The sequence below is a fragment of the Alloacidobacterium sp. genome (assembly GCF_035631355.1).
In the GTDB taxonomy this organism is placed as follows: domain Bacteria; phylum Acidobacteriota; class Terriglobia; order Terriglobales; family Acidobacteriaceae; genus Alloacidobacterium.
This window is the reverse complement of the sequence record NZ_DASQIX010000102.1, coordinates 22,180-48,642: the sequence shown is the minus strand read 5'-3', so window position 1 is coordinate 48,642 and position 26,463 is coordinate 22,180. Positions and strand designations below refer to the sequence as shown.

Below are 26,463 nucleotides of genomic sequence, written 5' to 3'. Positions count from 1 at the left end.
GTCAGCACTTAGAAGAGGTATCCCGCGGCAAGGCCGAGGCTTTGGTTCGAGTTACTCTGGCCTGAGATAGGCCAGCTATAGATGTTTCTGTACTCCGCTGAAAAGAGCAAATACGTTTTGGGCCGTAAGATCACATTTGCAAACCCTGTGCGGTTCCGGGCCAGGTTCATATAGTCATTGTTCTCAAACTCCACGTCGGACCCGCGCAGATCACCCGCGAAAGCATTGTCCACTCCGAATGCAAAGTTCGTTTCGAGCGAGCGCGTCATTTTGATCTTGAACTGTCCCCAGCCGCCCTCCGCGTTCAGGCCGCGCTGAATCGTGTCATCCGCAAAAGGCGCGTAGTCTTTAAAAGCGCCACCTCCGAGGCCGCCGATGCTACGGCCGCGATAGAACTCGCCGGAAAGTTCAAGATGCTGCGTGAATGGAATTTTCCAGTCCAGAGTCCCGGCCCACGCGTCAAGGTGATGATCGTCTTCATACGCCTGCCTGCTGTAGTAGCCGCCGGCGCCGATCTCAATCGCGCGATCTCCTATAGGTATGGACGAAGTGAGCCGGGTTTCATATCCCGGTTGATGACTTTGCTCCGATGGGCTGGCCGCCCGCAGCGCGTGACTCGGAGGTGGTCCTGGGGCCGGCACATCAATCAGTCCAGCATCAATCCCTAATTTTTTGTTGGCGAGAAGCGAGCTGTCCTTGAACTCAAGCTGTGGAGACCATGTCCATAAATTGCCCGACCATGCGAGCGCAGGCTCGCCGACGCTTAAAAACGACGTGGGCTGCAGAGGCGAGATCAGCGGCCTGTCAAAGGATGCGAGTAATGAGCGATGGGACCAATCCAGACCAGCATGTGCTGTGCGCAGCCGCAAGAGTCCGGAGCTGGTCGCATAATCGGCATAGGGAATTCCGCCAAAGAAATCGACGCTGATGTCTGCGGAAGAACGAGCACCCCAGAGCGAAGGGCCTGACGCCTCAAGACCAAGTATGGTCTGGCGCGCGGTAGCGCTGAGGCTGCCTTGCGGCTGGTTGCCGTATTGCGGTGTCGCAATAATTGCCAGATCGACATTGTCCACATTGCTGCTGTTCAGCAGGGATGTAAAGAGCAACATCCCGGAGATGCGCACCGGGTATTTCGACAAACTCTCTACTTTTGTCTGGTCGTGCTGCTTTACCTCTGACTGTAGTATGGCGCTCTGCTCCTGCAATTGCTGCACGCTGGATTGCAAGTCTGTAGCAGCCTGCTCCGGTGCTTCACCGGCGTGGGCTTGCGCCAGTTGCGTTCGCAGGTCTGCGATCTCAGACCGCATCTGCTCCATCTCGCGCTGTGACTTGTCCAGTTGCTCGCGCATGTTGTCCATGGCAGTCATGAGCTGATCCATGCGCTTTTCCAATCGCTCTGAAGAGCTACTGGTTTGGGTGTCTGCCTGTTGACCTTCACAGATACCAGCGCCGAGTGACACGGTGAGTGCAAGTATGATGCTGAGGCTGCGTCTCGATCGTTCGCAATTCATGTTTGACATCCTTGAACAGGCGAAATCGTTCCAGCACTTCTCTAATGGGGCGTGGCGATTGCTGCGTGCTGCTGCGCCGATTCCGCCAGCTTTCCTAATGTGGCCTTTGCCAGTGACAGTGAAAAGACTGTGCGGCCCGGACGGGATTCTTCAAGAGCAACGCTTCCGCCGTGTTCCTCAGCGATCTTGTTCGCCAGCGTTAAACCGAGTCCGGCGCCGCCTTGCTTGCCTTCGCTCACAAAGGGCTGAAAGAGGGTGACGCGAATTGAATCCGGCACACCGGGTCCGTTGTCGGTGATGTAGAGCCGGATCCAGTCTTCAGTTTCCACGATAGAAATCTCGACCGAGGCGCCGCGCGAACTCAGCTTCGCTGCCTGGCAACCATTTAGCAATAGATTGTAGATGGCGCGCTCGATCTTAAGCGCGTCCATCCATAATTCGAGAGGCGGCAAAGAGCTATAAATAAAGCTCACATCTTTCGCATCCGGATGGGCTCGCACGAGTTGTAACGCTCTTTCAATAAGGAATGACAATGACTCATAAGTGGGCTGAAGGGCTTGACCCGTGCGGCTGAAAAGAAGCAGTGAATCGATTAGTTCGGTCATTCCCTCTACACCAAGACGGACCTCGGCCAGCAACTCGGCCCGCTCCGCCGGACTCGCCGCATCGTATCCCAAAAATTCAGCATTCGCGTAGACAGCCGAGAGGTAGTGGCGCAGGTCATGCGAGATGGAGCTGGCCATTCTTCCGATGGTGGCAAGACGTTCTGAAGCAAGCAGCTCCTGCTGTGATTTCTGCAGGCGCATCCGCATCCGGTCAAAGGCGGTGCTCAATTCCTGAATCTCAATCGCGCCCTTTTTCTGAAAGGGATAATCGAAATTGCCCGCGCCCAAAGCACGCGCCCCCAGTACCAGCGCTTCAAGAGGCATGGTGATGGTTCGCGAAATATAAGTGGCTAGTGCAGCGCTGATCAGCAGAACAACCAGCACGAGAGCAAGCAGAAGATGATTCAGCTGCGTCAGATAGCGGCTTGCTTTGTCATACGACTTGAGGACAACCAGCTGTATCAGCGGGTTGCCAGCACGCGACAACGTTACCGACGCCTGGATGTAGTGCTCATGCTCGAGCCATAGATCAGTGCTGTTGAGCGGATGATTCAGCAGGTCTTCTTTCTGGTCGATGCTTGCCCGCCGGTGGTGGGCATCAAGGGTGGTGGCGACAATTTCGCCGTTGGCAAAAAAAATGACCTCGGCCGCCGCAGCTTCGCTTACTTCCATCACCACCTGATCATTGACTGCATATCCCACGGCTACATAACCGAGCTTTGTGCCCGAGAGCTCAGAGCCGAAATAAATAGGCTGCGAGGAGACCTCAAAGAGCCGGCCATTGCGGAGAACATAGTGTGATTCAGTGGAGGTAAAGTCAGCTTCGTCCACGCCGGAAAGAGCTTGCGCGCCGTCCCAGGGCACACCTTGCTGAAAGAGCGCAACCGGGACGCCGTTTGCATCGGCAAGGACAAAGAAATCGCACCCGCTCAAACGATAGAAGTCTTTCGCGCCGTCGCGGATTGTGGGACCGTCGTCCGTGGTCATTAAGGACTTGAGAACGGGAAGATCGGCGAGTAGAGATGCTTCGCGCGAAAGCATCTGGCGTCGCTGTGCCTGGATATTTTGAAAGGTGAGAATCGAGTGCTCAAGGTCGGAGGAAATTTCCTGCCTGATCTGTTTCTCTGAAATTGTGTGAACAGCTAGCAGGCTCAACGCAGCGAGGCCAAACGAAACCGACACCAAGCTCAGCAGAAGTGTCGTTCGCATGCGCATCGCCACTGGGCTTCGCCTCCCCGTTGGTTCTCTTATTCCTGGGGACTCTGTACAAACCTGTAGCCTACTCCGTGGACCGTACAGAAATGAACAGGATTCGCCGGGTCGAGTTCCAGCTTCTGGCGAAGCTTGAGCATCTGGTTATCGACCGTCCTCGTCGAAGGATAAAAATTGTAACCCCAGACTTCATTCAGCAGTTCTTCGCGGCTCAGCACGCGCTCGGTGTTTTCCAGGAAAAACCGAAGCAGCTTAAACTCATGCGCAGTCAGTGTGATTTGTTTTCCATTTTTTGTTACCTGCATTCTGGCAAAATCCACCTGCACGTCGCCAAAGTACGCAGCTGGTCCAGGGCGCGAGCGTTTCGCGCGCCTTATCGCGGCCTGTACTCGTGCGAGCAATTCTCTTGGGCTGAATGGCTTGGTGACATAATCGTCTGCGCCCAGTTCCAGAAGCAGTACTTTATCGGCAACTTCCGAAATGGCACTTAGAACCACGACGGGAATGTCCGGCGAACTCTGCTTCATTGACTTGCAGAGTTCCCGCCCCGACATGCTGGGAAGCATCAGGTCGAGAATGACCGCATCAGGATTTGAGCCGCGGAAAATTTCCAGTCCCTGCCGTCCATCGGTAGAGCTTTTGATTTCGTACCCCTCAGACGCGAACAGGCGTTGCACCGCCTTTTGTATCCTCGCGTCATCTTCGATCACCAGAATGGTACCCATACGCCATCCAGCAGCAGGTAATGATTTGACCCACAACTCTTCAATCATTTTCCTCTAGATTGACAACATTGCTGCATACCTTTGCTGGAAATGACAATCTGATGACAAAAGCTCGACATCATTTGAGGCACAGTAACTGCTTGTCGATCAGGCAGTCGTGCAAAGACGCCAGTCACCGCTTGGATGACCTGCGAAGTTGCGGTTATTAGTCGTGTAGGCCGTTACACAGGAATTGCCATGAAATCCATGCGAAGTCTCAGCCTGCAGGGATACTTGGCTGTAAATGACCACCACACAGGTACAGTTGAACGGAACCTCTATTTTTCTGGAGGCTGATAGCAACTGCGTCCGGGCACACAACGAGCGAGATGCACATAGTTGTCATCCGGGCCGGCGGAGCTCATCGTATTCAGGCACCAATAGCTGGAGGAAGTTTGCACGCCGGGGAGCCATGATTCGGCGTCTTGCGGCGTGGTGCCATAGGGGTTCTTGGTCCGGAGGCACTGGCATGGTTTCGGGTTCGCTTGTGTTGTACTCATCGATACCTCCTAGCCTGCCGCGCTCGGGTCGCGGTCCATTTGTCCCGCAGCCAGCAGAATGGTGCGGTAAATTGCGATTGGGAAAAGGTCAACTTTGTAGGCATTCATGGAAAGTGGCTGCGCCCCTTCCATGGCGGCCTTGCCCGCTGCCCGCGCATTTGCTTCCGTGATTGGCTTGCCGGCCAGCGCTGCTTCGGCTTGCGGCGAGCGGCGAACGATTGGCGAGGCCGCGCCCATTGTCACCACAGCGCGTTTGCAGGTGTTGCCGTCCATTTCGAGGACAATTCCGGCATCGGCAATGGCCCAGTCAAAGCTCTCTTTTTCTCCATACTTCTGGTATGCGGAGCGCGTTCCGCTTGCGGGTTTCAGAATCGTCACCGAGGTCATCAGTTCATCCGGTTCGACGACAGTGAACTTCTCAGGGTCAGCCTCTGCCGGGACGTAAAGCTTGTCAATCGGAACAGTTCGGTTGCCCTTCTTTGCCGAAGTCAGCTCGATGCTCGCATTCAGGCCAAGGAGCGCCACGGCCGCGGACGAGGGGGCGACGGCGGGACACATGCCGTAGTCCATGATGGCGTGATATTGGTTCAGGCCATTGAGCGCGAAACAAATGTCCTTGCCTCTGCGCAAACACGCAAAATCAGCAGAACGGTAGTACCAGCACTGTATCCGCTGCAGCAGGTTGCCGCCCAGCGTCGCCATATTGCGGATGTGCGGAGTGGCCGCGCTGCCGCAGGCATCGGCGAGAATCTGGTATTGCCTACGGACGACGGGGTGCTCTTCGATCTCGGACAGGGTGGTAAGAGCGCCGATTATTAGCCCGTCATTCGTCTCGTGGATTCCGCGCAGTCCGGAGATATTGCGGATGTTGACCAGCTTCGATGGCTGGTCAACGCCGTTCTTCATGCGGTCCAGCAGATCGACGCCGCCCGCTTTTACGACAGCGCCATCTTTCAACTGCGAAAGCGCGCCGTCTACGGTTGTGCAATTTGCAATCGCGAAATTGTTCATGCCAAATTCCTTTCCGGCGCGGGCCTGCGCAGCGCCGCCAGCACGACTGACGGCGTCATGGGCATCTGGCGAATGCGGACCCCAAGTGCGTTGTAAACGGCGTTGCCGATGGCAGCGCCGACAGAGACAATCCCGGCGGCCTCGCCGATCCCGGATGCATCGGTTGAGCTTTGGCCGATGTAGGCTTCGACAAGGTGAACGTCGATCTGCGGAGTCTCGCGTGATCCGGCGATTTTGTACATGTCAAGGTTTGGGTTCACCATGAGGCCATATACCGGGTCGAGCAGGCGATTCTCAAAAAGCGTGTAGGAAATACCTTGAATGACGCCGCCATTGATCTGGCTCTTGACCAGAGAGGGATTCATGGGGCGTCCACAGTCATGGACCGAGAGCACGCGCTTTACCTGTATGCGTCCTGTTTCGGTGTCCACCATGACTTCCGCCACATCGACACCGCCATAGGTCAGGTATTTGCTGCGGTCGTAGTCAGGGACGCGCTTGGCCTGCACGGCGATCTGGTCGGTGGTCATTTTGGCCGCCGCACGGCGGAACGAGACGGGCTGCATTTTGCCTGATTTGCTGCGGACTTCGCCATTGACCAATACGAGATCGTTTGGCGTTGTGCCCAGAGCCGGAGCAACGTCCGTCAGGAATTTCTGCGATGCTTGCCAAGCTGCGTCACGCACTGCCGGCGTCAGTGAAAGCGTGGTCACGCTTCCTCCGGAATTTGGTCCAGGCGGATAGTTGGTGTCGCCGACTTTGACGGCGACTTGGGCGGGAGGCACGCCAAACTGCTCAGCCAGAATCTGCGCCAAGACGGTCTTGATGCCCGAGCCGATGTCCTGTACTGCGGAGAGCACTTCGAGAGATCCATCCTTGTGCACGCGCACTTCGGCGGCTGAATTCATGTTGACGAAGCGATACCATACGGACTGCGCCAGGCCGACTCCATGCTTGACCGGGCCGGTGCCCGCACCCGCTTTCGGGTTGCGGGACTTCCAGAGGTCGCTCTCGCGGACAATCTGACGCTCAACCCGGCGCACCGGATGCTCGTCGGCTTTGTCGCGCAGATCAATGGGGTCCATGCCGAGCTTTTCCGCGAGATCGTCGATGGTCCCTTCCAGAGCAAACGCTCCCGGAGGATGTCCCGGCGCACGCATCGCTGTTCCGGGTCCGGCGTTAATGAATACATCGTTCTCTTCCGTGTGCAGAGACGCATACTTATAGAGGTTTTGCGCCGGGCCTGCGCAGCCAGCGCCTGTGCCGCATCCTGCTGTGCCATAGCTTACGAGATGGATGGCGGTAATCTCGCCACTCTTCTTTGCGCCAATGCGCAGCACCTGATCGGAGCTGGGACGATTGCCGACGGACAGATGCTCTTCTTCACGGTCAAGCATCAGCCGGACCGGCGCCCCCGCCTTTTTTGAGAGGGTTGCCGCGGCTATTCCAAAATTACCGGCGCCAAACTTTGCGCCGAAGCCGCCACCCATGTACTCCGTTATTACGCGCACCTGTGACATGGGAAGCTTAAAGAACTGCGACAGTTCCTCGCGCACACTGGCGGTCCCCTGAGTTGACGCCCATACTGTCAGCATCTCGGGCTTCCAGTCGGCGACGACACCGTGGGTTTCGAGCGCAGAGTGAGTCTGCACCTGCGTGATGTAGTGCCCTTCGACGACTACATCCGCGTCCTTGAAACCCTGATCTATATCGCCACCCTTTTTGTGAATCGATGGTCCGTGTACATTGCCAGTCTGCGGAACATTGTGGGGGCCGCCGCCGCCGCCTGCAGTACCGGCCTGGTCCGCTGCGCCTGGGAACACGAGCGCTGCATCTGGGGCGCGTGCCTTGTCCAAGTCGACGGCGAAGGGCATCGGCTCATATTGGATCTTTATCAGCGCAGCCCCTTCTTCGGCAGCGTTAGGGGTGGTTGCCGCGACTGCAGCAACAGGCTGGCCCGCATAGCGCACGACTGGATATTTGACCTGCTCGAGCGATGGATCGCGCAGGACCGCACCACCGTCTATGTGCTGAATCACATAGACAGCTTTCACTCCGGAATACTTTTCTGCTGCGGACGTATCAATGGATACAACTTTCGCATGAGGCACGGAGGCATTAGCGAATTTCGCATACAACATGCCCGGCAACTGGACATCAGCCGTGTAGCGGGCACGGCCCGTGACTTTTGCGGCACCGTCCCATCGCTCGACCGGCTGCCCCACATACTTAAGATCCTTGTTGGTGGGCCATACCGGTGGTTCGGTCGTCGGCACCTCACGCGGCTCATCCTTCAGTGTGTATCCGGGCACGCCAAACGGCATTGAGACGGTCTTTTTGTCTGCAGCTTTGCCGGCCTTGCTTTCCGCTTCCTGAACCATATTCTCGCTGGTTGCCATGGTGCTCCTCCACTACGCCTTGCGGTTGCTGCCTGCCACCTCAAGGGTGGCAGAGAAGATTCTGGGGTAGGTGCCGCAACGGCAGAGATTGCCGGCAATGGCATGGCGCACATCGTTTTCGGTTGGGTTGGGATTGCTCTCCAGCAGCGCTGCGCAGCTCATCACCATGCCCGGCGTGCAGAAGCCACACTGCAGGGCATCATGCTTTACAAACGCAGCCTGAAGAGGATGCAGGCTGCCGTTTTCAGAAATTCCTTCGATGGTTGTTACCTGGTGGCCAACGGCATCTACTGCGAGCGTCATGCAACTGTTCACGGGTTTCTTGTCGAGCCAGACGGTACATCCCGAACAGCTGCCACGGTCACAGATCACCTTGGTGCCGGTCATGCCCAATTGATTGCGCAGGGCCTCGGCCAGCGTTGTGCGCGGTTCGATGTTGACGGCATGTTCCTTGCCGTTCACGTTCAGCTTGATCGAGGCTGGCTCAGGCCCGATGACCGTAACGCCATGATTTTCCGAACGGGCCGCTTCTTCGCTGAAGGCGTATACTCCATCGAGCAGGGCAGTTCCGGCAGCCGTTAACCCGGCGCCTTTTAGAAAGCCCCGGCGCGTAATGCCGTTCGCTTGCGTTTTCAGATGATCTTCGTTTTCCTGCGACGCAGGATCAGGATGCGGCGCCTTAGGTGCAGACATACATCGCTCCTCACTACAGCTTCCGGTTTTATCTATCACTATCGCTGCTCACCTGAATCCGGCTCAAGCGAACAAATTTGACTCTACTATGCTGGAAACGGAGACGTGCCGGCGGACAAATAAGTTCCTCCATCCAGGAAGCTTTTCAACAGCAAAATACGGCTGCCGATTCGAGCCTTTTGCCCCGAACCTGGAGGACAGGCACTTCGGTTGTCCGGGGAATTAGGCAGCGCCAGCAGAACGCAAATCGCCGACGCCAAACTATAACTCCGTGCAGCTTCCTCTGGCAATCGGCGCTTGAACCTCTATCAAAATCTCGAAGACTCAAACTTTGCGAGAGAGTGCATGCGCAGAGAAAAGTCAGCGATGCCCCCTACATTTTTTAGTCCGAACAAATTCATTTTTGTAAGCAGTCACATATATTTCGGACCCTTGTGAAGGGCGCTTTCGGGTGGCAGAATAGCCGGAAGCAGTTGTGAGGAGTTTCTGTGACTCCTATGTAGACCGCCCATGCGTTGTTGCAGAGGGCACTCCGATGTATCTGCGAAGCCGCCGCGAATGCCTGAATCTGATTCGACTTTTGTTGACAATTTTGAGTGCGCTAATATTTGAACCTGTCTCGGAGGCGAAGCTAGCCACTATAGGCGGCATCATTTTTACGGCTAGTTCCGATCAAGTAGAGACCGTGTGGCCTAATGCTCGAGTCACCTTAAAGAATCTCGACACAAGTAACGAAGTCGCAACCATTTCCAATGATCTCGGGACCTACGCTTTTACCGGCGTGCTACATGGCCACTATCAAATTAGGGTCACATTGGCTGGATTTGAGCCTGTCATCAGACGCTTGACAATCGCTGGGAATGAGACTGCGAAGCTCGATTTTCAGCTTGTCCCAAAAGGGCAGGTGGAAGCAGTTACAGTGAATGCTGAGAACCCCGGAGTTGACCTGACTTCCAGTTCCGGCGGCACTCCCGCTTTGAACGCGAATATTCTTAAGTCACTTGTCCAACTTAATCAGGACTTTCAGGATGCCTTGCCCTTGCTGCCGGGAGTTGTGCGTGGCGTCGATGGGCTCATTCGCATTAAAGGAGGACGGACTAACCAGACAAATACTCTGGTCAATTCAGCGAGCGTAACGGATAGCTTTACCGGGCAACCGGCACTGAGCCTGCCGGCCGTGGCCATTCAATCGGTGCAGGTGCTTTCCAATCCTTTTTCGTCAGAGTACGGAAATTTTGCCAGCGGCGTGGTCAATGTTGACACCCGTGGTGGAACCGACGAGTGGAAATATCTTTTCGAAGATCCGGTTCCACGCTTCCGCTGGATCAATCATCGTCTAACTCACGGAGTCGAAAGCGCCTCTCCTCATCTGAGTTTTGCAGGCCCTCTGGAGAAGGGCAAGGCTTACATTTTTCAGTCAGTTGGGTACGGGTACGACACGGTAACGGTGCCGTCCCTTCCTGATCCTGACAACGTGCGTGTTGTAGAAAAGATCAATTCATATACGCAGCTCGATTGGAACCCCACCGCCAGCCAGAGATTTTCGGTAGTGCTTGCACTCGACCCCCAGAACACTGACTATGCCAATATCAACACATTCAATCCCCAGCCGGTTACCGGAAATGATCGTGAACGGGACTATTTCCTCTCCGCCACGCACCGCTGGATTCTCGCCAATGGCGGCTTTGTGCAAACGCTGTTTTCATCGAAGCAGCTCGATTCGCGCATCTATCCTGCAACGCTGACTGGAGAAATGGTTCTTTTTCCCGAACAGAACTACGGCAGTTACTTTGAGCAGCAGAATCGGGATACGCAACTCTATCAATGGTCGCAAACCCTGCACGTGCGGCCTGTCGAATATGGCGGCAGGCACTTGCTGACTTTCGGGTACTCCTATTCTCATTCGTCTTATCAGGGACAGGTGACGAACTACCCGCTACAAGTCCTGCGGGAAGATAGCACCTTGAGCAGTGTCATCACTTATCCAGGCGCGATTGAGTCACAAGCAGGGGTAAGCGATTTGGCTTCGTTCCTACAGGACAATTGGCAAATCCATCCACGCTTAACAATGGATCTGGGTCTGCGTCTTGATCACGATACCCTCTCGGCTGAGGCCGTCGATATTGCTCCACGCTTTGGCTTTGTCTTTACCCCAACGCGCGATAACCGCACGGCTATTCGTGGCGGTTTTGGCGTGTTTTACGACAAGATTCCGCTCAACGTTGCGATCTTCGACAAGTTCCCGGCACAGACGATCACCGACTACTCTCCCTCTGGGGCGACCGTTGTAAGCGGTCCGGCAACCTTTACACATGTCGCTCCCAACGCACTGCATGTGCCCTACAGCCTTGGCTGGACATTGCAGTTCGATCGCGAGTTGCGTCACGATCTACTCTTTCGTCTGGGGTATGAAGACCGCCATGCCTTCAGGGAATTTTATGTAAGTCCGTTGCAACTGGTAGACGGAAGTTCCAGGCTCCTGCTATTCAACTCCGGCCACCAAAGCTATCGCGAGTTCCTGACCATGATGAGGTGGCGCGTTAATGAGCGCACTACCGTGTTTGCGAGCTACGTTCATGCGCGTGCTTATGGCGAACTCAACGACTACAATCAGTTCTTCGGCAATTATCCTTATCCGCTTATCCGTCCCAATCAATATGGTCCGCTCTCGTCCGATGCGCCGGACCGCGGCCTCTTCTGGGATGTGATCGGATTACCGCATAAGCTCGACTTCGTTCCTATTTTTGACGTCCACACAGGATTCCCCTTTACCCGTCTTGATCAGAACTGGAATTTCATTGGTCCGGAAAACCAGGCAGGACGTCTGCCAACTTTTCTGGCGCTGGACACCAAATTCCAGTATCCAGTCGATTTCAAATCTCACGGTCACCACATTCAGTTCCGAGCTGGGCTGAGCGTGTACAACGTGCTCAACCACTTCAATCCTCGCGATGTCCAGGAACACTACGCCTCTCCGGCCTATGGCACCTTCTACAATTCTGTCGGCAGGCTCTTTCGAATCGATGGAGACTTCGACTTCTAGCAAGCAGCTTCTGCCCATAGTTCCAGAAAATCAATCAATTCTTCTGGAGGCCGGATCCATACTTTAGCGTTTGTCGTCCTGTATTCAGACCGCACGAGGATCGAAAGCCCGCGTCTATCCAGTACGCGGAAGGCATCTTCATCCGTAAGATCGTCTCCCATGAAGGCAGCTGGCGCTGTTGGGTTTGCCTTCTCCAGAATGGCACGGAGCGCATCTCCCTTGTCCGGATGAGCGGCGCGGATCTCAATGCCACCGTCAAAAGCCAGAAGCTTGACTCCGCTCACTCCGTCGAATTTGTGCCACTTGGCCTGGATGCAGCCTTGAACATCCTCAATCTCTGGTGCGGACAGTCCCCGCCAGTGAACAGCCAAGCCGCCGGGCTTGATTTCAGTGATGGGTAACAGTCCTGCTTGGCGTAACCAATCTTCTGCCTGCCGAATGATCGAAAGAGTCTCTGGTTCGATTTGCTCGCTGCGATAGGTGCCATCCGACGACAAATGTTCCAGTCCGTGAGCACCCCATAATTCAAGACCGGTTAGCGGATTGAGCAATGTCTGTATTTCGCTGACTGGCCGACCAGACACGATCGAAATATTTGTCCTACCAGATCGATTGATCCTGTCGAGAAGCGGAATGATTCCCGGATATGGACGGGCCTTGTGACGATTAGTTTGAAAGGGCGCCAATGTGCCGTCATAATCCAACACAAGTAACGCGGTTGTTTGGCTGTTGAAATGCTGAAAAAAATCTGCGACCGCGAGGTGTCGATTTCTATCCAGCACGACGAGTCTCGCTTGCGGTCACTCCAGAGGCCGCATATCTACTTAGGCGAAGGTCGCATAGATCGCCGATCAGGCTGCCGGCCCACCAGTAGATGTTGTGATCCTTCACCGAGCATCGCAGCCGCTGCATACGATCTACCACCTCATGAATATCCATCTCCAATGCTTGCGCGATGGCTTCTCCAGTGGCCTCGGTATCGTAAGGATTGACGATAATCGCATCACGCAAATCACGCGCAGCTCCCGTGAACTGACTCAGAATTAAGACTCCCCGCTCATCGTTGCGGGCGGCAACATACTCTTTCGCAACCAGATTCATGCCGTCATGCAGCGAAGTCACCATGCAAAGATGCGCTACGCGGAAATAACGTCGCACCTCTTCATGGCTATGTTGGCGATTCAAGAGAACCAGCGGCCTCCATCTGCCGCGCCTGAATCGCTCATTGATACGGATGGCTTCGTTTTCCACCTCGCGTTGAAAATCGGCATATCTCTGAATGTGGTTTCGTGTAGGTGCGCCGATCTGGATAAAGGTGAATTTTCCCTGATAACGCGGATGCCTTTCGAGGAAAGACTCTACCGCTTGAAAGCGCTCGATGATGCCCTTGGTGTAGTCCATTCGATCAACGCCCACACCCAGGAATGTTGCTTCTATCCCTAGTTCTGCGATCAACCGGCTTCGTTCTTCTGCTGTCGTGTTTTCTGGAGGAATGTCTTCACCTTCGAAGAAGTCGACGCTGATCGGAAATGGCAGGACCGATGACCAGTGATTCTTGCGCCGAACGGAAAAACGTTCCCAGTCCACACGGGCCTCAAGTACACGATCTACAGTACTGAGAAAATTATTGCAGTGCGCTTGGACGTGAAATCCAATCAGGTCCGCCCCGAGCAATCCGTCTAACAATTCCTGCTGCCACGGGCAGATGCTGAACGCCTCCGGGTTTGGCCATGGAATGTGCCAGAAGATTGCGATTCTTGCATGCGGTATACGGTCCTTGACCATCCGAGGTAGCAGCACAAAGTGGTAATCCTGAATCAGGACAACAGGATCTTTTTCGTCTGCAATTTCCTCCGCAAGTGCATCTGCGAATCTTGCATTCACATCGTTGTAGTACTCCCAATCGGAGGCACGAAAAATCGGACGTGTATGCGCCATGTGGCAGAGAGGCCATAGGCCTTCATTGGCAAAGCCATAGTAATAACCATCTTCTTCTTTCTCACTGAGCCAGATACGACGAAGTGTGTATTTGGGATTGTCCGGTGGAACCTGCAGGCGATCTCGACTGTCTACCATTTCCTTATCAGCATTGCCACTTCCCTGTGCTATCCAGGTTCCATTGCAGGCGCAGAGAATTGGCTCAATCGCTGTAACCAGTCCACTGGCAGGAACTGTCACTGTTATTTCGTTACCCTGCCGGCTGTGAATATAAGGTTCACGATTTGAGACAACAAAAAGGCCGCTGCCATTAAGCTTTGTACGAACGTGATCGGCCAATCGCTGTGCGGTCCAAAGAGATTCGTTTGAATTCCTAAGTCTGGCTTCGATCTCCGCTGCGGCACGAGCCTGGCGCATGCTTTCTGCAAGCGGCGCCACCTCCCGAGCCAGCGATTGGAGGAAGTCCAGATCTTTTGCCGGAGGCGGGGTGACATGCCGGTCCACGCGTAGTGTTTTCATCCACTGCGCAGCGCGCGCAATCGGCCCAACAAGACTCCAGCGCACAATCAACAAGGTGATAGCGACAATCACCAGCACCAACCCAGCAATATGTGCAAACGCCTGACCCCAGACGCGGAAGATCTGGGCGCGGATGTAGCCAGTATCGTAGACAACAATCATGCCACCGGCAACGCTCCTGTTTATGGCATGTAGTGGTGTGGCGAGAACGTACAGCCTTTTAAAATGCGGCCGCATATAGATGCTTTCAGTGTGATTATTTGAGATTGCATCCTTCAGTATTTTGGGCACGGCGGGCATAACTGCGCCCAGATCACGAGTGACAACGAGGGGATAGGATTCACTATCGTATATGCCGATGCCAAGCAGGTGATCGCGATTGGTGAAGCGATCGATCATGGACTCGAGTCCAGACATGTCTCCATTTTGCAAATCAGATTCAGCATTTGCCGCCAGGCTTTCACCAAATGTTTCGGCTTTCCGTTCGAGATCCAGGCGGAGTGAATCCTTCTCGGTCCGCACCTGATACCAGGAGAACACAAGGGACACCATCGTGACTCCGATGATCAATGCCACAATCAACCGCAAACTCAGAATCCGCATTTGCCCTCGCTCGACCTATGTTTGATGCGGGTTAAGGGAAAAACCTGCGTCGCAATCCGCACCACCGAACCGGAGATGTTGCCCAACCCCTCTTTTTGAAGCAGGCAATTTCACGCCTTGCATGGAAGCTACCCTCCGTGAAAAGCAGAATCACGCCGGGATAGTATGCGCATTCCGATGAACAATCGCCAGGAGTGCTCGGGTCATAGCGCCAATCAATAACGGTGAACAGTACGGGTCCATCCAAACTCCCCAGGCATTTTCGCCCTCAATGATCGCGCACAGCTGAAGTTTAGCAACCCGGTTCACGAGACGACGCAAAGGGTCTGTGTCCGGGCAGAGTTACTTGTCCTTTACTCCTGCTCGAAGATGAGGAAGTAATCTTCTCCGTCGGCTTTCGTAAAGTCGTAACTAGCGACATACCGGAAGCCTGCATCGCGAAGTTCATGGATCACGATGGCCTCATCCAATCCGTGATTTGCGCCATTTCCATTGCGGTCAATGATACCGAGCTTTGCTCCTGGCCGCAGCGCGGGTGCAAGGTTACGCAAAAGCAGCTGCGGATGAGCAATTTCGTGATACGTCTTAAGCATCACAACGGCGTCCAGGCTATTGGGCGGAAGTTTCGGATCATCAGGGAGGCCAAGCACCACATGGATTTGTGGCAAATGTTCGCGTTCAACGCGATCATGAATCGCCTTGGTTGCTTCGGGATTGATATCTTCGGCATAGACTGTTCCGTCGGATCCGACTCGCTGGGCAGCTCGGACTGTTAACCAGCCGCTGCCGGCGCCGATGTCCGCAACTGATGAGCCGGGATGAACGTCGAGAAGCGTAAGAATGCGCTGAGGCTGGAGTCTCGCGTCGCGTTCTGGATATTCAAAGATTGACAAATCGCCCGTGTATGGTGTGCTCGTCGGATGCGATGGTGCCGGATTAGGTGCGGCTTGAGCCTGCACGAATATCGAGGAGATGGCCAGCAGGAAAGAGCTCAGGAATCGTACGCCTTGCCGCATAGGGAATCATGCTGCGGGGATGGAGCTACTGTCAAAGTTCAGGCAGATGCGGATAAACCAAACGGAGTCTCGATGCGACTGCTACGCGCTCATTGCGGCAGTTTCATTTCCGGCAAAAGACCCTTTACCTGCTATGAACTAGAGCACAATGCGATAATCCGCTAGTTTTCGCGTGATTCGTTCCCGGTCGAGGTACTCGAGCAAAGGAATGGCGTATTTGCGCGAAACTCCTGTCAACGTCTTGAAATAGGCCACATCGATAGTTCGTCCGCGCTGGGTCTCTATACTTTTTTTTAGCTGCGCTACAGCGCTATGGTGCATGCAAAGAGTATCGCTGCCCAGCCGGACGAGAGTCTTTTCGCGCAGCAGCTGAGTGATGAGCCTGTGCATCTCGGTTGGTTCTATTTTCATTCGTCTCGCAAGTTCTTCAGGCGAAGGAGGGGCGAGTCCTGCGGCTTCGAAAGCCGCGCTCACAGTGGATAGCTGTGCCCGATCAGGGTCCAATTCATGATTGGCACCATTGACCAGTACGACGAGGTCATTATGGATGCGAAGCTTTCTCTGTTTGACAAGCTGCTCCAATGCAGAATCAAAAACCTCCGGTTCCAAACGGGAAAGATTTCGGAGCTCCGCTCGCTTCGAGCCCCCAGCAGGGGTTTCCTTAACATATGCCTCAAGTTGGGTGACAAGCAGCGACAGACAGGCTTCGAAGGCATCGTGTGTCAACAATAAATTATTTGGAAGCAAAACGAGTTTTGAGTGTTGAATCAGCGACTTCAGACGTTCACAAAGCGCCTCATTCTTCTTGCCGGTTTCGACGGAGAGAGCTTTGAGTGAAATTCCTGCGGCGGCGCGCCTCGCAATCCGAAGGACGATCTGTTCATCCGCCGACGCGTTCTGCACCTGTTGGAGCCATTCTCGACAAGCCGTCTTTTTCAATCGCGGAATGGGATGGACGTCGAGTACACGCCCGCCACCAATGGTCGTAAGCGGCGAGCCATTACGAATTACGAATCGGTCACCCGGTAAAAGGACGATCGGGTTGCTGAGCCGCAACCGCGCAAGCCGCCTCGTCTCGGCTTCGATGGGGTGATATTCATAGAGCGAAACAGCTGCCATGCAATCTGATGCGAACGCATGGAAGTGAACGTGGCTGTTATGTTTAAGGGGCGCCGTGCGACCCAGAATACTTAGTTCTGCATCGATCGTGTCTACCGCGACTATGGTGGAAGGCTCGACCAGCGTGTCACCACGCTTTAATTCAGAGACCTGAATTCCTGCCATATTGAAAGCTACGCGAGTACTGGCGCTCACCGATTGTTGCACGTGCCCATGCACCTGAATTCCGCGAACTCTGGCAGTGCGACCCTCCGGCTCGACTGAGAGGAGCTGGTCGGCCTTGACGGTCCCGGCAATCAGCGTTCCTGTAACGACAGCGCCGAAGCCTTTCATCACAAATGCTCGGTCTAAAGGAAGCCTCGGTAGCATGTCCGTATCTTTGCTTGGAATGCGCGATGCAAGAGCAATCAATTCGTGACGCAGTTGTTCAATCCCTGCACCTGTCTTTGCGCTTACCGGAATGATCGGCGACAAGCTCGCTGCAAGGGGGGTGTTGCCTAGGAAATGTTCTACGGCTTGTCTGATTTCGTTCAACCTTACATCGCTTACAGTATCGGTCTTCGTAATAACTGTGAGACCTCGCTCAATGCCTAGTAATGTGCAGATGGCAAGATGTTCCTCAGTCTGGGGCTTTACACCCTCTTCCGCAGAGATGACGAGCATCACAGCATCGATACCGCCGGTTCCAGCAAGCATATTTCGTACAAACAAGGCGTGGCCCGGAACATCAATAAAACTCACCCTAAGAGGTGATTTGTCGATAGACTCAGCATCCAATGAAGCAAAACCAAGATCGATCGTGATGCCCCGTCGTTTTTCATCCGGCAGGCGATCTGTGTCAACGCCTGTGAGTGCACGGACCACGGCGGTCTTACCATGATCAATATGGCCGGCTGTACCAATGACAATTGACCTCGGCACTCCGCCGTGATCCATAAGATGGGACGTGATCTGTACAGCCATAGTCAGCTTCCGGTCGTTTCGAGAGCCAGCCTCAAGTGACGAGTAAGGACCTGGAGCAAATACGGATCGAGTTCAGCGTCGACGGTGCGCAAATCGAGGAGAACGAGATTGTCATTGATTCTCCCGATGACTGGCGGATCGAACTGACGCAATGCACTCTGGAGAGTTTCCGCACCTATATCTGAATGACATAAGGAGATCGCGTAGCTTTCCAACCTGGCTCTTGGTGCGGCGCCTCCACCGACTGCGCTCTCGACTGGCACGACCTCGACAGTCAGTTCGGAAGAATTCACTTGACTGACGATCTGTTCGCACCGTTCCTTGATCTGTTGTGACTCCGTGTGCAGCATGCGCATAACTGGGATACGTTCAGGCGTATCGGAAAGATACTCAACCAAAGTCGCTTCAAGTGCGGCATAGTTTAGTTTGTCCGCCCGGAATGTCCTGAATAGAGGATTCACCCGAATCTGGTCGACCAGGTCCTTTCTGCCTGCAAGAATGCCGCATTGCGGTCCTCCGAGCAGTTTGTCGCCGCTGGCAGCAACAAGGTCGCAGCCTTTGCCAAAGCTATCCATCAATGTGGTCTCGCCATGGATACCACACGATTCAAGAGAATGGATTAACCCGGTTCCCTGGTCTTCAAATACCGGGATATGGGCCTGCTTTCCAAGTGCGATGAGTTCGTCAAGCGACGGCTTCGCGACGAAGCCCTCCATGCTGAAATTAGACTGATGTACTCGGAGAATCAGGCCGGAGTTGGGGCCCAATGCACGCTCATAATCCGATAATCGCGTGCGATTGGTGGTGCCAACCTCTTTGAGCGACGCCCCGGATTCTTGGAGAATCTCAGGAATGCGAAAACTACCGCCAATTTCAACGAGCTCGCCCCTGGAAACAATAACTTCCTTTCCTTTTGCAAGGGAGTGCAAGGCAAGAAATGTCGCTGCAGCACAGTTGTTGACGATGATTGCCCGAGATGGGTGCTGTTGATCCGATATGGCAGCCTCGCTCTGAAGAAGCGTGAGAATGAGCGACTCCACATGAACGTCACGGCTTCCACGTTCGCCAGAGCCAAGATCGAGCTCAAGATTAGAGTAGCTGCTCGCTACTCGGACGAGGTGATCGAGCGCCAGCTTGCTCAGTGGCGCGCGCCCGAGATTTGTATGAAGAATAACGCCGGTCGCGTTTACGATTGGCCGCAAGGAAAATTGATATCTCTGGCTCAGGTTTTCGGCCACGGAGAGTGGCAAACCGGCGACGCGCTCCGACAATGTCGCGCGTGTGTGCAACCCGCGCACGATCTCGTCCCGTGCTTGATCGAGAGCGCGACGGACGGCATTTACAACGGCGGTGCGCTTGTGTGATTGCAACAGGAGATCAATACCATCCACTCGGAGTAAATCATTTACCGAGGGCAGGATGCGGTAGAGGTCTTCAGAAGAAGAAGTAGCACCGTCAACATCGACTCGCATACTGCTGGCCTCCCTGCGGAACTCCATTTCTTCTTTGCAACTATCTCAGCACAATCGCGGGTTTCCCCGCCAGAACGCGCCCGATTGCTTTGGCGGGTATGGGTGCATCGCGAAACGAAGCGAGCAAAACTGCCGCAGTCTCGGCATCTGCACTGATGAGCAGGCCACCCGAGGTTTGTGGATCGTACATCAGTGTTCGCACGTCTTCGCGGATGCGGCTTGTGAGTGCATCGGAAACCACGCACTCCGCGTAATCGCGATTAGCTAGCAAGCCCGCTGGGATCGTACCGAGCGCGACCGCATCCAAAGCGCCTTCGAGCAGTGGCACCTCTTCCGTCTCGATCTCAAGAGTGACCCCGCTGCCAATCGCCATTTCGCGACCGTGCCCCATCAATCCAAATCCGGTAATATCTGTCATCGCGTGCACCCCGGTGTGTTCAGCAACAATTGCCGCGGTAATTTTGTTGAGAGTGGTCATCCATCGCACGGCGCCATTTACCCACAAGGTCTGAGCCTTGTCCTGTTTGAGAGCTGTTGTAATTACTCCAGTCCCAATCGGCTTTGTCAGGATGAGAACATCTCCCGGGCGGGCGCCTGCATTGGTAAAAATGTGGGCTGGATCGATAAGGCCGGTGATAGCGTAGCCAAATTTCATTTCGGTATCACGAACGGAGTGCCCGCCGATTAGGGTGCAGTTGGCCTCGACTAACTTCGACAGACCACCGCGCATCACTTCTCCGAGCACCTCCATATCCCCATCCTGAGGAAAACAAACTACTGCCAGTGCGGTGAGGGGTTGGCCGCCCATCGCATACACATCACTCAAGGAATTCGCCGCCGCAATCTGACCGAAGGTGTAGGGGGCGTCCACCATTGGGGTGAAGAAATCGACAGTCTGGACCAAAGCCATGTTTTGGCCCAGACGATATATGCCTGCGTCGTCAGATTGATCGAATCCAACCAGAAGGTTCGGGTCTGTCTGTAGTGGAAGCGCGTCCAATACGGTTCTCAGCGAACCGGGGGCCAGTTTGCTGGCGCATCCACCTGCCTTGACTTGCTGGGTAAGCCTGATGGGCGATAGTGCTTGCGACGAGTCATTGCGATGATCATGCATTGCAGTCGAAAAGACTTCGTATTATAGATACAAGGTCAACGCAAAAGGAAGTGCCTGGGCTCCGGTGATCCTCCCGGTCTTCAAAACCGGCGGTCGTCCTCAATGGGCGACGGTGTGTTCGACTCACACGCACTTCCGCCAACATTGCCAACAAGAGAACCTTTGACTGAACTGGCAAAACTGCCAGTTGCCAATCAACTCCCGTTCCGCTGTGATCAAAGAGACGCAGGAGCGCAAGAAATCCCTGCGTAGCGGCAAGTTGATTTCCCAGGAGGAGTCCGCAGGGATGCAAGCGTCGCGCCGGGATTTCATTCGTTTGATGGCCGGGGGCAGTGGCGCAATAGCGCTTGGACTGGATATTCGGCCTCTGGTCGCCCAGGCGCGTTCCTTGAAAACCTCAAAGACCACTGAGACCCGATCGAATTGTCCATATTGTGCCGTTTGCTGCGGCGTGATTGTGCACACCATCGGAGATGGGGCAAAGAATGTCGTGCCCGCCGTGGTACATATCGAAGGAGATCCTGATAACCCGGTCAATCGCGGAACTCTATGTCCAAAAGGAGCTTCGCTACAGCAGGATTGCGTTAATGAGCGAAGGCTGACCAGGCCGCAGGTGAGACGGCCGGGACGCTCCGATTGGGAAGACATCTCCTGGGACCAGGCACTTGATGAAATCGCGCGCAAAGTAAAAGATACGCGTGACAAAGGTTTCGTACGTGTCGACGAGCAAGGGCGCATGGTGAATCGCTGCGACAACATCGCATTTGCCGGTGGCGCCACGGATACGAATGAATTCTGCTGGACCGTTGTGAAGACAACGGCAGCCTGGGGGGTTGTGCGCCACGAAAACGTGGCGCGGACTTGACACGGCCCCTCGGTTCCCGGTCTGGGAACGACATTTGGCCGAGGCGCCATGACCAACAGCTGGAACGACATCGCCAACACCGATGTCATGTTGATCATCGGGGCGAATCCTGCAGAAAACCATCCCTGCGGTTTCAAGTGGGCGATTGAGGCCAGACGCCTGCGAAATGCGCGCATGATCGTCGTGGACCCGCGCTTTACTCGTACCGCGGCAACGGCGGACTTGCACGTGCCCATCAGGGCCGGCAGCGACATTGCCTTTATCGGAGGGCTGATTCGTTACGTCATTGAGAACAATCTTTATGCCCGCGAATATGTGCTGAACTACACAAACGCCTCGTATCTGGTTAGCGAGGACTTCCACTGCGCAGACGACGGACTTTTTTCCGGATTCGATGCCGCACATTCCGACTATGACCGGAGCAGTTGGAATTATCGTGCACACGGCGGTACAGCGGCTTCAGGAAGTCTGCCGGAAGTCATAGCAACTGACCCGACGCTCCAGGATCCGCATTGCGTGTTTCAGCTTTTGCGCCGGCAATACTCCCGCTACACGCTGGAAATGGTTGAGCGGATCACCGGCGTTCCCCAAGCCCAGTTCCTGAAAGCTGCCGAAGAGTTCGCGGGAATCCGCCGCAATGGTGACATGACGAAGACAGGCACGCTCATGTATGCGCTTGGCTGGACGCACCATTCCACGGGCACGCAAACGATTCGCGCGGGAGCGATTCTTCAACTCCTGCTCGGCAATATGGGACGTTCGGGGGGAGGCGTCAATGCATTGCGCGGGCATGCCAATGTGCAGGGCGCGACGGATCTGGCCATCTCATGGGACAGCCTGCCGGGCTATTTGAAGCCTCCCTCGGCAGGTGATGGCAGCTTCGCTGGCTGGATGAAGCGGACCACGCCCGCACCTTCAAAACCGAGCGAGTCTCAGTCTCTGAATTACTGGGCAAATACACCCCGATTTGCTGTTTCTCTGCAGAAGGCGCTGTTCGGACCCGTGGCGACCGCTGCCAACGGCTGGGCCTACGATTACATGCCCAAGCGGCCGGATGGGCGGGGCTGGTGGGCGCTCTCCGATGAAACCATCCAAGGCAAGGTGCGGGGAGCGTTTTGTTTCGGCATGAACGTCCTAGCTCTGGCGCCGTCGGCAAGCCGGACCCTTGCAGCCCTGAGTCAGCTTGACTGGCTGGTGGTATGCGAGATATTTCCGGACGAAACAAGCGAGTTCTGGCGTGCCCCGGGTATATCCGCAGAGCAGCAGGCAAAGATAGACACCACGGTTTATCGTCTGCCCGGGGCTGGCTTTTCAGAGAAGCCGGGAACGATGGTCAACTCATCTCGGCTCCTGCAATGGAGAGATGCCGCCAATCCTCCTCCCGGCGACGCGCGAATCGATCTGGAAATTCTCGCGCAGATTTTCACGCGCGTTCGCCGGTTATACCAGACAGAGGGCGGAGCTTTTCCGGATCCGATACTGAATCTCACCTGGGATTACGCAGATCCCGAACGGCCGAGCGCGGAGGAGTTAGCCAAAGAATTAAATGGCCGGTCACTCGCTCCAGTGACTCAAGGGAGCAGCACTATTCCTGCGGGAGTGCAACTGCCGGACTTCAGTTGGCTCCGGGACGACGGTTCTACCGCAAGCGGGTGCTGGATCTACTGCGGCTCATGGCCGGAAGGCGGTGCGTTGACGAAGCGCCGAGGTACCGAAGATCCGTCCGGTCTTGGAATCTATCCGAACTGGGCCTGGGCATGGCCTTTGAACCGCCGGGTCTTGTACAACCGTGCCTCCTGCGATCCGCAGGGAAAGCCCTGGGATCCGAAACGGTCATCGGTTTGGTGGGATGAAGCTGCTGGCCGGTGGAAAGGACACGATGTTCTCGACTTTAAAGTAGACTCCGCTCCCAAAGATCGTATGGGACCATTCATCATGACTCAGGAAGGTGTGGCACGGCTCTTCGCGCCGTTGTCGCTTCTGGTGGAAGGCCCATTCCCCGAGCACTATGAGCCTATCGAGAGCCCGGTTGAAAATGTCCTGCACCCGGCAGTCCGGACAAATCCGCTTGGCCTGAAGATCGAGACGCCCTTCGACAAGTTCGGAACACCGGCACAGGGCTACACGGCGATAGCATTTACGATGCGGCTCACCGAAACCTACCACTTCTGGACCAAGAACAATCCTGCCAATGTTGAGTTGGTGCCGGAGCCGTTTGCCGAAATCAATGAGCGGATGGCAGAAGGACTCGGGATCGCCGCCGGCGACTTCGTTCGCATCTCGAGTGCACGCGGCGCGCATATTTGCCGGGCGATGGTAACGAAGCGGCTGAAGCCTCTGCAGGTGGACGGCAAGCAGGTTTACCAGGTGGGGATTCCGTTCAGTTGGGGATTCCGTGGCATCGCTGAAGACGCTGGCCGGACCTCGCGCACGCTCGTCAACCTGATCACGCCCACAAGTTACGACGCCAATACGCGCACGCCGGAGTACAAAACGTTTCTGGTGAAGGTGGAAAAGGTGGATCGACTATGAGCGCAGAGTCGCGCCGCATTCAGAAGATTTCAGCGCACGCCGGGCCGGTGCCGGGCGTGGGAACTGACCGCGAAGAAAAAGTAGCCAAGCTCATCGATGTCTCCACCTGCATCGGTTGTAAGGCCTGCGAAGTTGCTTGCCAGGAATGGAACGATCTCCCTTTTGCCGAGACCACATTTCAAAATGACCTCCAGACCATGCAGGATACCTCGTGGAATGTCTGGACACTGGTCAAGATGGACGAGATGGAGCGCGACGATGGAACGCTGCAATGGCTAATGCGCAAACACGGCTGCATGCATTGCGCCGATCCTGGTTGCCTCGCTGCCTGTCCCGCGGAAGGGGCCATCGTTCAGTATGAAAACGGGATCGTTGATTTCGATCATGACAAATGCATCGGGTGCCAGTACTGCACTATCGGGTGCCCGTTTAATGTGCCCAAGTTCAATCCGAAGTCAAAGAAAGTTTTCAAATGCACGCTTTGCGCCGACCGTGTGGAGCACGGCCTTGAGCCGGCATGCATCAAGTCCTGCCCTACTGGATGCTTGCAGTTCGGAGCAAAGGAAGAGATGCTCCATGTGGCCCACAAAAGAGCGGAGCAGTTGCGAGAACACTTCGGATACAAGAACGCTGGTGTTTACGATCCTCCGGGCGTAGGCGGCACCGGGGTGATCTATGTGCTGCACGATGTAACTGCGCCCGAGACGTATGGTGGATTGCCGAAAGACCCTCACATCCCGGCCGCAGTCGGCTTATGGAAAGGCCCGCTGAAATGGTTGGGCGGCCTGGCGATATTCGGCGGCTTGATCGGGATGATCGCCCATTTCTTCCTCTTCGGTCCAAAGGACGACCCCGGCGAAGAAGAACATGGGAGACCGGAGAAGCCCCAATGATCAAGGTTCGTTGGCGCAAACTGGATCCGGAGCATATCAGCCGTTACACGTTTCACGAGCGCGCCATTCATTTCATTGTCGCAGTTACTTGCGTTTACCTGGTGTTAAGCGGCCTGGCGCTCAATACTCCATTTCTTTTCTGGTTATCGTCAATCCTCGGTGGCCGGGCTTCGATGCGGCTTTTTCATCCTGTTCTGGGGCTGTTCTATTTCGTATTCCTCATCTACATGTGGTGGATGTGGCGGCGCGACCTGCGTTTTAACCAGGCGGACAAAGGCTGGATGCAAAACATGGAAGCGTACATCACCAACCACGACGACGATCTGCCGCCCATCGATCGCTGGAATGCAGGCCAGAAGATTTTCTTCTGGATGATGATGGTGTCGGGCATAGGGCTGATTATTTCCGGGATCGTGCTGTGGTTTCCCGAATATGTACCCTGGAGCCTGCAATGGATCAAGTTTCTTGCGATCATACTTCACGTTGCCTGCGCCTTCGTGAGCATCGGAGGGTTGATGATCCATCTATACATGGGAATCTTTCTTGTGAAGGGCGGTTTCCGTCAGATCGTTACCGGAGAAGTGACGCGGGGCTGGGCCTATCATCATCATCGTTTGTGGCTGGAGCGAGTCACGAAGGAGCGCGCTGATGGTTAGCTGTCTCAATCCCGCATTTCGCTTTGCAGGGCAACAACGAATCTGGGCTGCATACCGGGAGCGCGCAGAAAAGCTGAACGTCGGGACAGAGAATCCGCTGCTGACCAGGTATATTGAGATCGTTTCGCTCCAGGCGCAACTCAGTTCCATCCTGCTCAGCACGCTGGAGGTTCCGCAAGCGGATAGCGATCGCGCTCTTCTATCATATTTCAATGGAGAAGCACTGCGCCCGCTCCTCGCGCTGGCTGTATGCGAGTTAACGGCAATGGGGCAGAGTCAGCCGCCGGGCGAATCGCTGGAGTTGCTCGAAGAGTTGTGGAATCAGGTCGAGGACTTCGCTTATCCCCGGGATTTCGCAGCGCGGCTGGTCCTGGAAGTCTTTGCGACCGGGCTTTCGACTTTGCCACACAAGGAAATAGAAACAACGCCCGATCATTGCCCCCATTGCGGCTTTACTATCTTATGCTCTATCGCGCGAGAAGAGGGTATGGGCCGGAAACGATCAGGTCAGTGCTCTCTTTGCTCCAGCGAATGGGCGGTTGCACGTTTGGGATGCCTGCGTTGCGGGGAGCAGCGCGCGTCCAACTTACCCGTATTCAGCTTCGACGCCTGGATGCATATTCGAGTCGAGGCATGCGATTCATGCGGCGGATATCTGAAATCCATCGATATGACAAAGGACGCCGCTGCGCTGCCCCTCCCCGACGACATCGCGTCGAGCGCGGTCAACATCTGGGCATTTGAGCAGGGCTATCAAAGCATCGGGAACTCCCTCTTCCGTCTGTAGAGTTGGCAGTGTTGAGTTGAAACGAAGCCATCGCTTGCATAGACGTCTATTGATCTCTTAAGCCCTGCCTTCAGGACTGCCCATCTTCATGGGCAGCCACAATTATTTGGCTCTTAGCGAGCCTGCGGGATTGATTGCGGCAACGCGACGGGCCAGCAGAAAGCTTACTACTGCGTCGTTGCCGCATGGATGAGCGGCACGATGGCGAGGCTTAATGGATCCGCGATGTGCGGCAGTTTCCACGTATA

18 protein-coding genes, 1 tRNA gene and 1 pseudogene are annotated in these 26,463 nt (G+C 55.1%); 7 read left to right on the top strand and 13 right to left on the bottom strand.

The annotated features are described in order from the left end of the window. Window positions 1–8: 8 nt before the first annotated feature. From VEV40_RS18085 to VEV40_RS18055, 7 genes are all read right to left on the bottom strand, one after another. Window positions 9–1,379, bottom strand: a complete 1,371-nt coding sequence (locus VEV40_RS18085) for a hypothetical protein (RefSeq protein WP_324834355.1) — start codon at window positions 1,377–1,379, stop codon at window positions 9–11. 173 nt (window positions 1,380–1,552) lie between these two features. Then, window positions 1,553–3,325 (bottom strand): sensor histidine kinase, encoded by a 1,773-nt coding sequence (locus tag VEV40_RS18080; RefSeq protein WP_324834354.1) that lies wholly within the window; start codon window positions 3,323–3,325, stop codon window positions 1,553–1,555. Between the two features lie 38 nt (window positions 3,326–3,363). Next, the gene (locus tag VEV40_RS18075; protein ID WP_324834352.1) at window positions 3,364–4,053 is read right to left on the bottom strand and encodes a response regulator transcription factor; all 690 of its coding nucleotides are present in this window, start codon (window positions 4,051–4,053) and stop codon (window positions 3,364–3,366) included. A gap of 317 nt (window positions 4,054–4,370) precedes the next feature. Beyond that, the gene (locus tag VEV40_RS18070; protein ID WP_324834350.1) at window positions 4,371–4,592 is read right to left on the bottom strand and encodes a hypothetical protein; all 222 of its coding nucleotides are present in this window, start codon (window positions 4,590–4,592) and stop codon (window positions 4,371–4,373) included. Window positions 4,593–4,601: 9 nt separating this feature from the next. Then, window positions 4,602–5,603 carry an FAD binding domain-containing protein gene (locus VEV40_RS18065; protein ID WP_324834349.1) on the bottom strand — a complete coding sequence of 334 codons (1,002 nt, stop codon included), beginning with the start codon at window positions 5,601–5,603 and terminating at the stop codon, window positions 4,602–4,604. Further along, on the bottom strand, window positions 5,600–8,002 hold the full coding sequence (locus VEV40_RS18060; protein WP_324834347.1) for a xanthine dehydrogenase family protein molybdopterin-binding subunit: 2,403 nt from the start codon (window positions 8,000–8,002) through the stop codon (window positions 5,600–5,602). Before VEV40_RS18060 ends, VEV40_RS18065 begins: the two co-directional genes overlap by 4 nt. Before the next feature lie 12 nt (window positions 8,003–8,014). Then, window positions 8,015–8,695 carry a (2Fe-2S)-binding protein gene (locus VEV40_RS18055; RefSeq protein ID WP_324834345.1) on the bottom strand — a complete coding sequence of 227 codons (681 nt, stop codon included), beginning with the start codon at window positions 8,693–8,695 and terminating at the stop codon, window positions 8,015–8,017. 535 nt (window positions 8,696–9,230) lie between these two features. Between VEV40_RS18055 and VEV40_RS18050 the strand changes: the two genes are divergently transcribed. Further along, window positions 9,231–11,738, top strand: a complete 2,508-nt coding sequence (locus tag VEV40_RS18050) for a TonB-dependent receptor (RefSeq protein ID WP_324834374.1) — start codon at window positions 9,231–9,233, stop codon at window positions 11,736–11,738. On the opposite strand, the gene otsB is transcribed toward VEV40_RS18050, so the two are convergent. The 6 genes from otsB to selD all read right to left on the bottom strand — a co-directional run bounded on the left by otsB (window position 11,735) and on the right by selD (window position 20,482). Continuing rightward, on the bottom strand, window positions 11,735–12,520 hold the full coding sequence (otsB, locus tag VEV40_RS18045) for a trehalose-phosphatase (RefSeq protein WP_324834344.1): 786 nt from the start codon (window positions 12,518–12,520) through the stop codon (window positions 11,735–11,737). The genes VEV40_RS18050 and otsB overlap by 4 nt on opposite strands. Beyond that, a complete protein-coding gene (locus VEV40_RS18040; protein ID WP_324834343.1) occupies window positions 12,510–14,798 on the bottom strand; it encodes a trehalose-6-phosphate synthase in 2,289 nt (762 codons plus the stop codon). The genes otsB and VEV40_RS18040 overlap by 11 nt, the downstream gene beginning before the upstream one ends. Window positions 14,799–15,151: 353 nt before the next feature. Beyond that, window positions 15,152–15,814, bottom strand: a complete 663-nt coding sequence (locus VEV40_RS18035; protein ID WP_324834341.1) for a class I SAM-dependent methyltransferase — start codon at window positions 15,812–15,814, stop codon at window positions 15,152–15,154. 138 nt (window positions 15,815–15,952) lie between these two features. Further along, window positions 15,953–17,896, bottom strand: coding sequence for a selenocysteine-specific translation elongation factor (selB, locus tag VEV40_RS18030; protein WP_324834339.1), 1,944 nt, complete (start codon window positions 17,894–17,896; stop codon window positions 15,953–15,955). A 2-nt stretch (window positions 17,897–17,898) separates the two neighbouring features. Then, the gene (selA, locus tag VEV40_RS18025; protein WP_324834338.1) at window positions 17,899–19,368 is read right to left on the bottom strand and encodes an L-seryl-tRNA(Sec) selenium transferase; all 1,470 of its coding nucleotides are present in this window, start codon (window positions 19,366–19,368) and stop codon (window positions 17,899–17,901) included. A 40-nt stretch (window positions 19,369–19,408) separates the two neighbouring features. Further along, window positions 19,409–20,482, bottom strand: a complete 1,074-nt coding sequence (gene selD, locus VEV40_RS18020; protein ID WP_324834337.1) for a selenide, water dikinase SelD — start codon at window positions 20,480–20,482, stop codon at window positions 19,409–19,411. 46 nt (window positions 20,483–20,528) lie between these two features. Here selD and VEV40_RS18015 point away from each other — a divergent pair. From VEV40_RS18015 to fdhE, 6 genes and pseudogenes are all read left to right on the top strand, one after another. Then, window positions 20,529–20,623: transfer RNA gene (locus tag VEV40_RS18015), tRNA-Sec, on the top strand. A gap of 145 nt (window positions 20,624–20,768) precedes the next feature. Beyond that, window positions 20,769–21,347: a molybdopterin-dependent oxidoreductase gene (locus tag VEV40_RS20770; RefSeq protein WP_414637856.1), complete on the top strand. Its 579-nt coding sequence runs from the start codon at window positions 20,769–20,771 to the stop codon at window positions 21,345–21,347. A gap of 12 nt (window positions 21,348–21,359) precedes the next feature. After that, window positions 21,360–23,879 (top strand): annotated as a pseudogene (fdnG, locus tag VEV40_RS18010) (formate dehydrogenase-N subunit alpha); the annotation flags it as partial. Beyond that, window positions 23,876–24,772 (top strand): formate dehydrogenase subunit beta, encoded by an 897-nt coding sequence (gene fdxH / locus VEV40_RS18005; protein ID WP_324834335.1) that lies wholly within the window; start codon window positions 23,876–23,878, stop codon window positions 24,770–24,772. The pseudogene fdnG and the gene fdxH, both read left to right, overlap by 4 nt. Continuing rightward, on the top strand, window positions 24,769–25,428 hold the full coding sequence (locus VEV40_RS18000; protein WP_324834333.1) for a formate dehydrogenase subunit gamma: 660 nt from the start codon (window positions 24,769–24,771) through the stop codon (window positions 25,426–25,428). The genes fdxH and VEV40_RS18000 overlap by 4 nt, the downstream gene beginning before the upstream one ends. Then, window positions 25,421–26,215 carry a formate dehydrogenase accessory protein FdhE gene (gene fdhE / locus VEV40_RS17995; protein ID WP_324834332.1) on the top strand — a complete coding sequence of 265 codons (795 nt, stop codon included), beginning with the start codon at window positions 25,421–25,423 and terminating at the stop codon, window positions 26,213–26,215. The genes VEV40_RS18000 and fdhE overlap by 8 nt, the downstream gene beginning before the upstream one ends. Window positions 26,216–26,463: the final 248 nt, after the last annotated feature.

Coding starts and splice junctions, on each gene's coding strand:
- VEV40_RS18085 (WP_324834355.1), bottom strand. CDS start 1,379: ATGGATCAGCTCATGACTGCCATGGACAACATGCGCGAGCAACTGGAC.
- VEV40_RS18080 (WP_324834354.1), bottom strand. CDS start 3,325: ATGCGAACGACACTTCTGCTGAGCTTGGTGTCGGTTTCGTTTGGCCTC.
- VEV40_RS18075 (WP_324834352.1), bottom strand. CDS start 4,053: ATGGGTACCATTCTGGTGATCGAAGATGACGCGAGGATACAAAAGGCG.
- VEV40_RS18070 (WP_324834350.1), bottom strand. CDS start 4,592: ATGAGTACAACACAAGCGAACCCGAAACCATGCCAGTGCCTCCGGACC.
- VEV40_RS18065 (WP_324834349.1), bottom strand. CDS start 5,603: ATGAACAATTTCGCGATTGCAAATTGCACAACCGTAGACGGCGCGCTT.
- VEV40_RS18060 (WP_324834347.1), bottom strand. CDS start 8,002: ATGGCAACCAGCGAGAATATGGTTCAGGAAGCGGAAAGCAAGGCCGGC.
- VEV40_RS18055 (WP_324834345.1), bottom strand. CDS start 8,695: ATGTCTGCACCTAAGGCGCCGCATCCTGATCCTGCGTCGCAGGAAAAC.
- VEV40_RS18050 (WP_324834374.1), top strand. CDS start 9,231: ATGTATCTGCGAAGCCGCCGCGAATGCCTGAATCTGATTCGACTTTTG.
- VEV40_RS18040 (WP_324834343.1), bottom strand. CDS start 14,798: ATGCGGATTCTGAGTTTGCGGTTGATTGTGGCATTGATCATCGGAGTC.
- VEV40_RS18035 (WP_324834341.1), bottom strand. CDS start 15,814: ATGCGGCAAGGCGTACGATTCCTGAGCTCTTTCCTGCTGGCCATCTCC.
- selB (WP_324834339.1), bottom strand. CDS start 17,896: ATGGCTGTACAGATCACGTCCCATCTTATGGATCACGGCGGAGTGCCG.
- selA (WP_324834338.1), bottom strand. CDS start 19,368: ATGCGAGTCGATGTTGACGGTGCTACTTCTTCTTCTGAAGACCTCTAC.
- selD (WP_324834337.1), bottom strand. CDS start 20,482: ATGCATGATCATCGCAATGACTCGTCGCAAGCACTATCGCCCATCAGG.
- VEV40_RS20770 (WP_414637856.1), top strand. CDS start 20,769: ATGCAAGCGTCGCGCCGGGATTTCATTCGTTTGATGGCCGGGGGCAGT.
- fdxH (WP_324834335.1), top strand. CDS start 23,876: ATGAGCGCAGAGTCGCGCCGCATTCAGAAGATTTCAGCGCACGCCGGG.
- VEV40_RS18000 (WP_324834333.1), top strand. CDS start 24,769: ATGATCAAGGTTCGTTGGCGCAAACTGGATCCGGAGCATATCAGCCGT.
- fdhE (WP_324834332.1), top strand. CDS start 25,421: ATGGTTAGCTGTCTCAATCCCGCATTTCGCTTTGCAGGGCAACAACGA.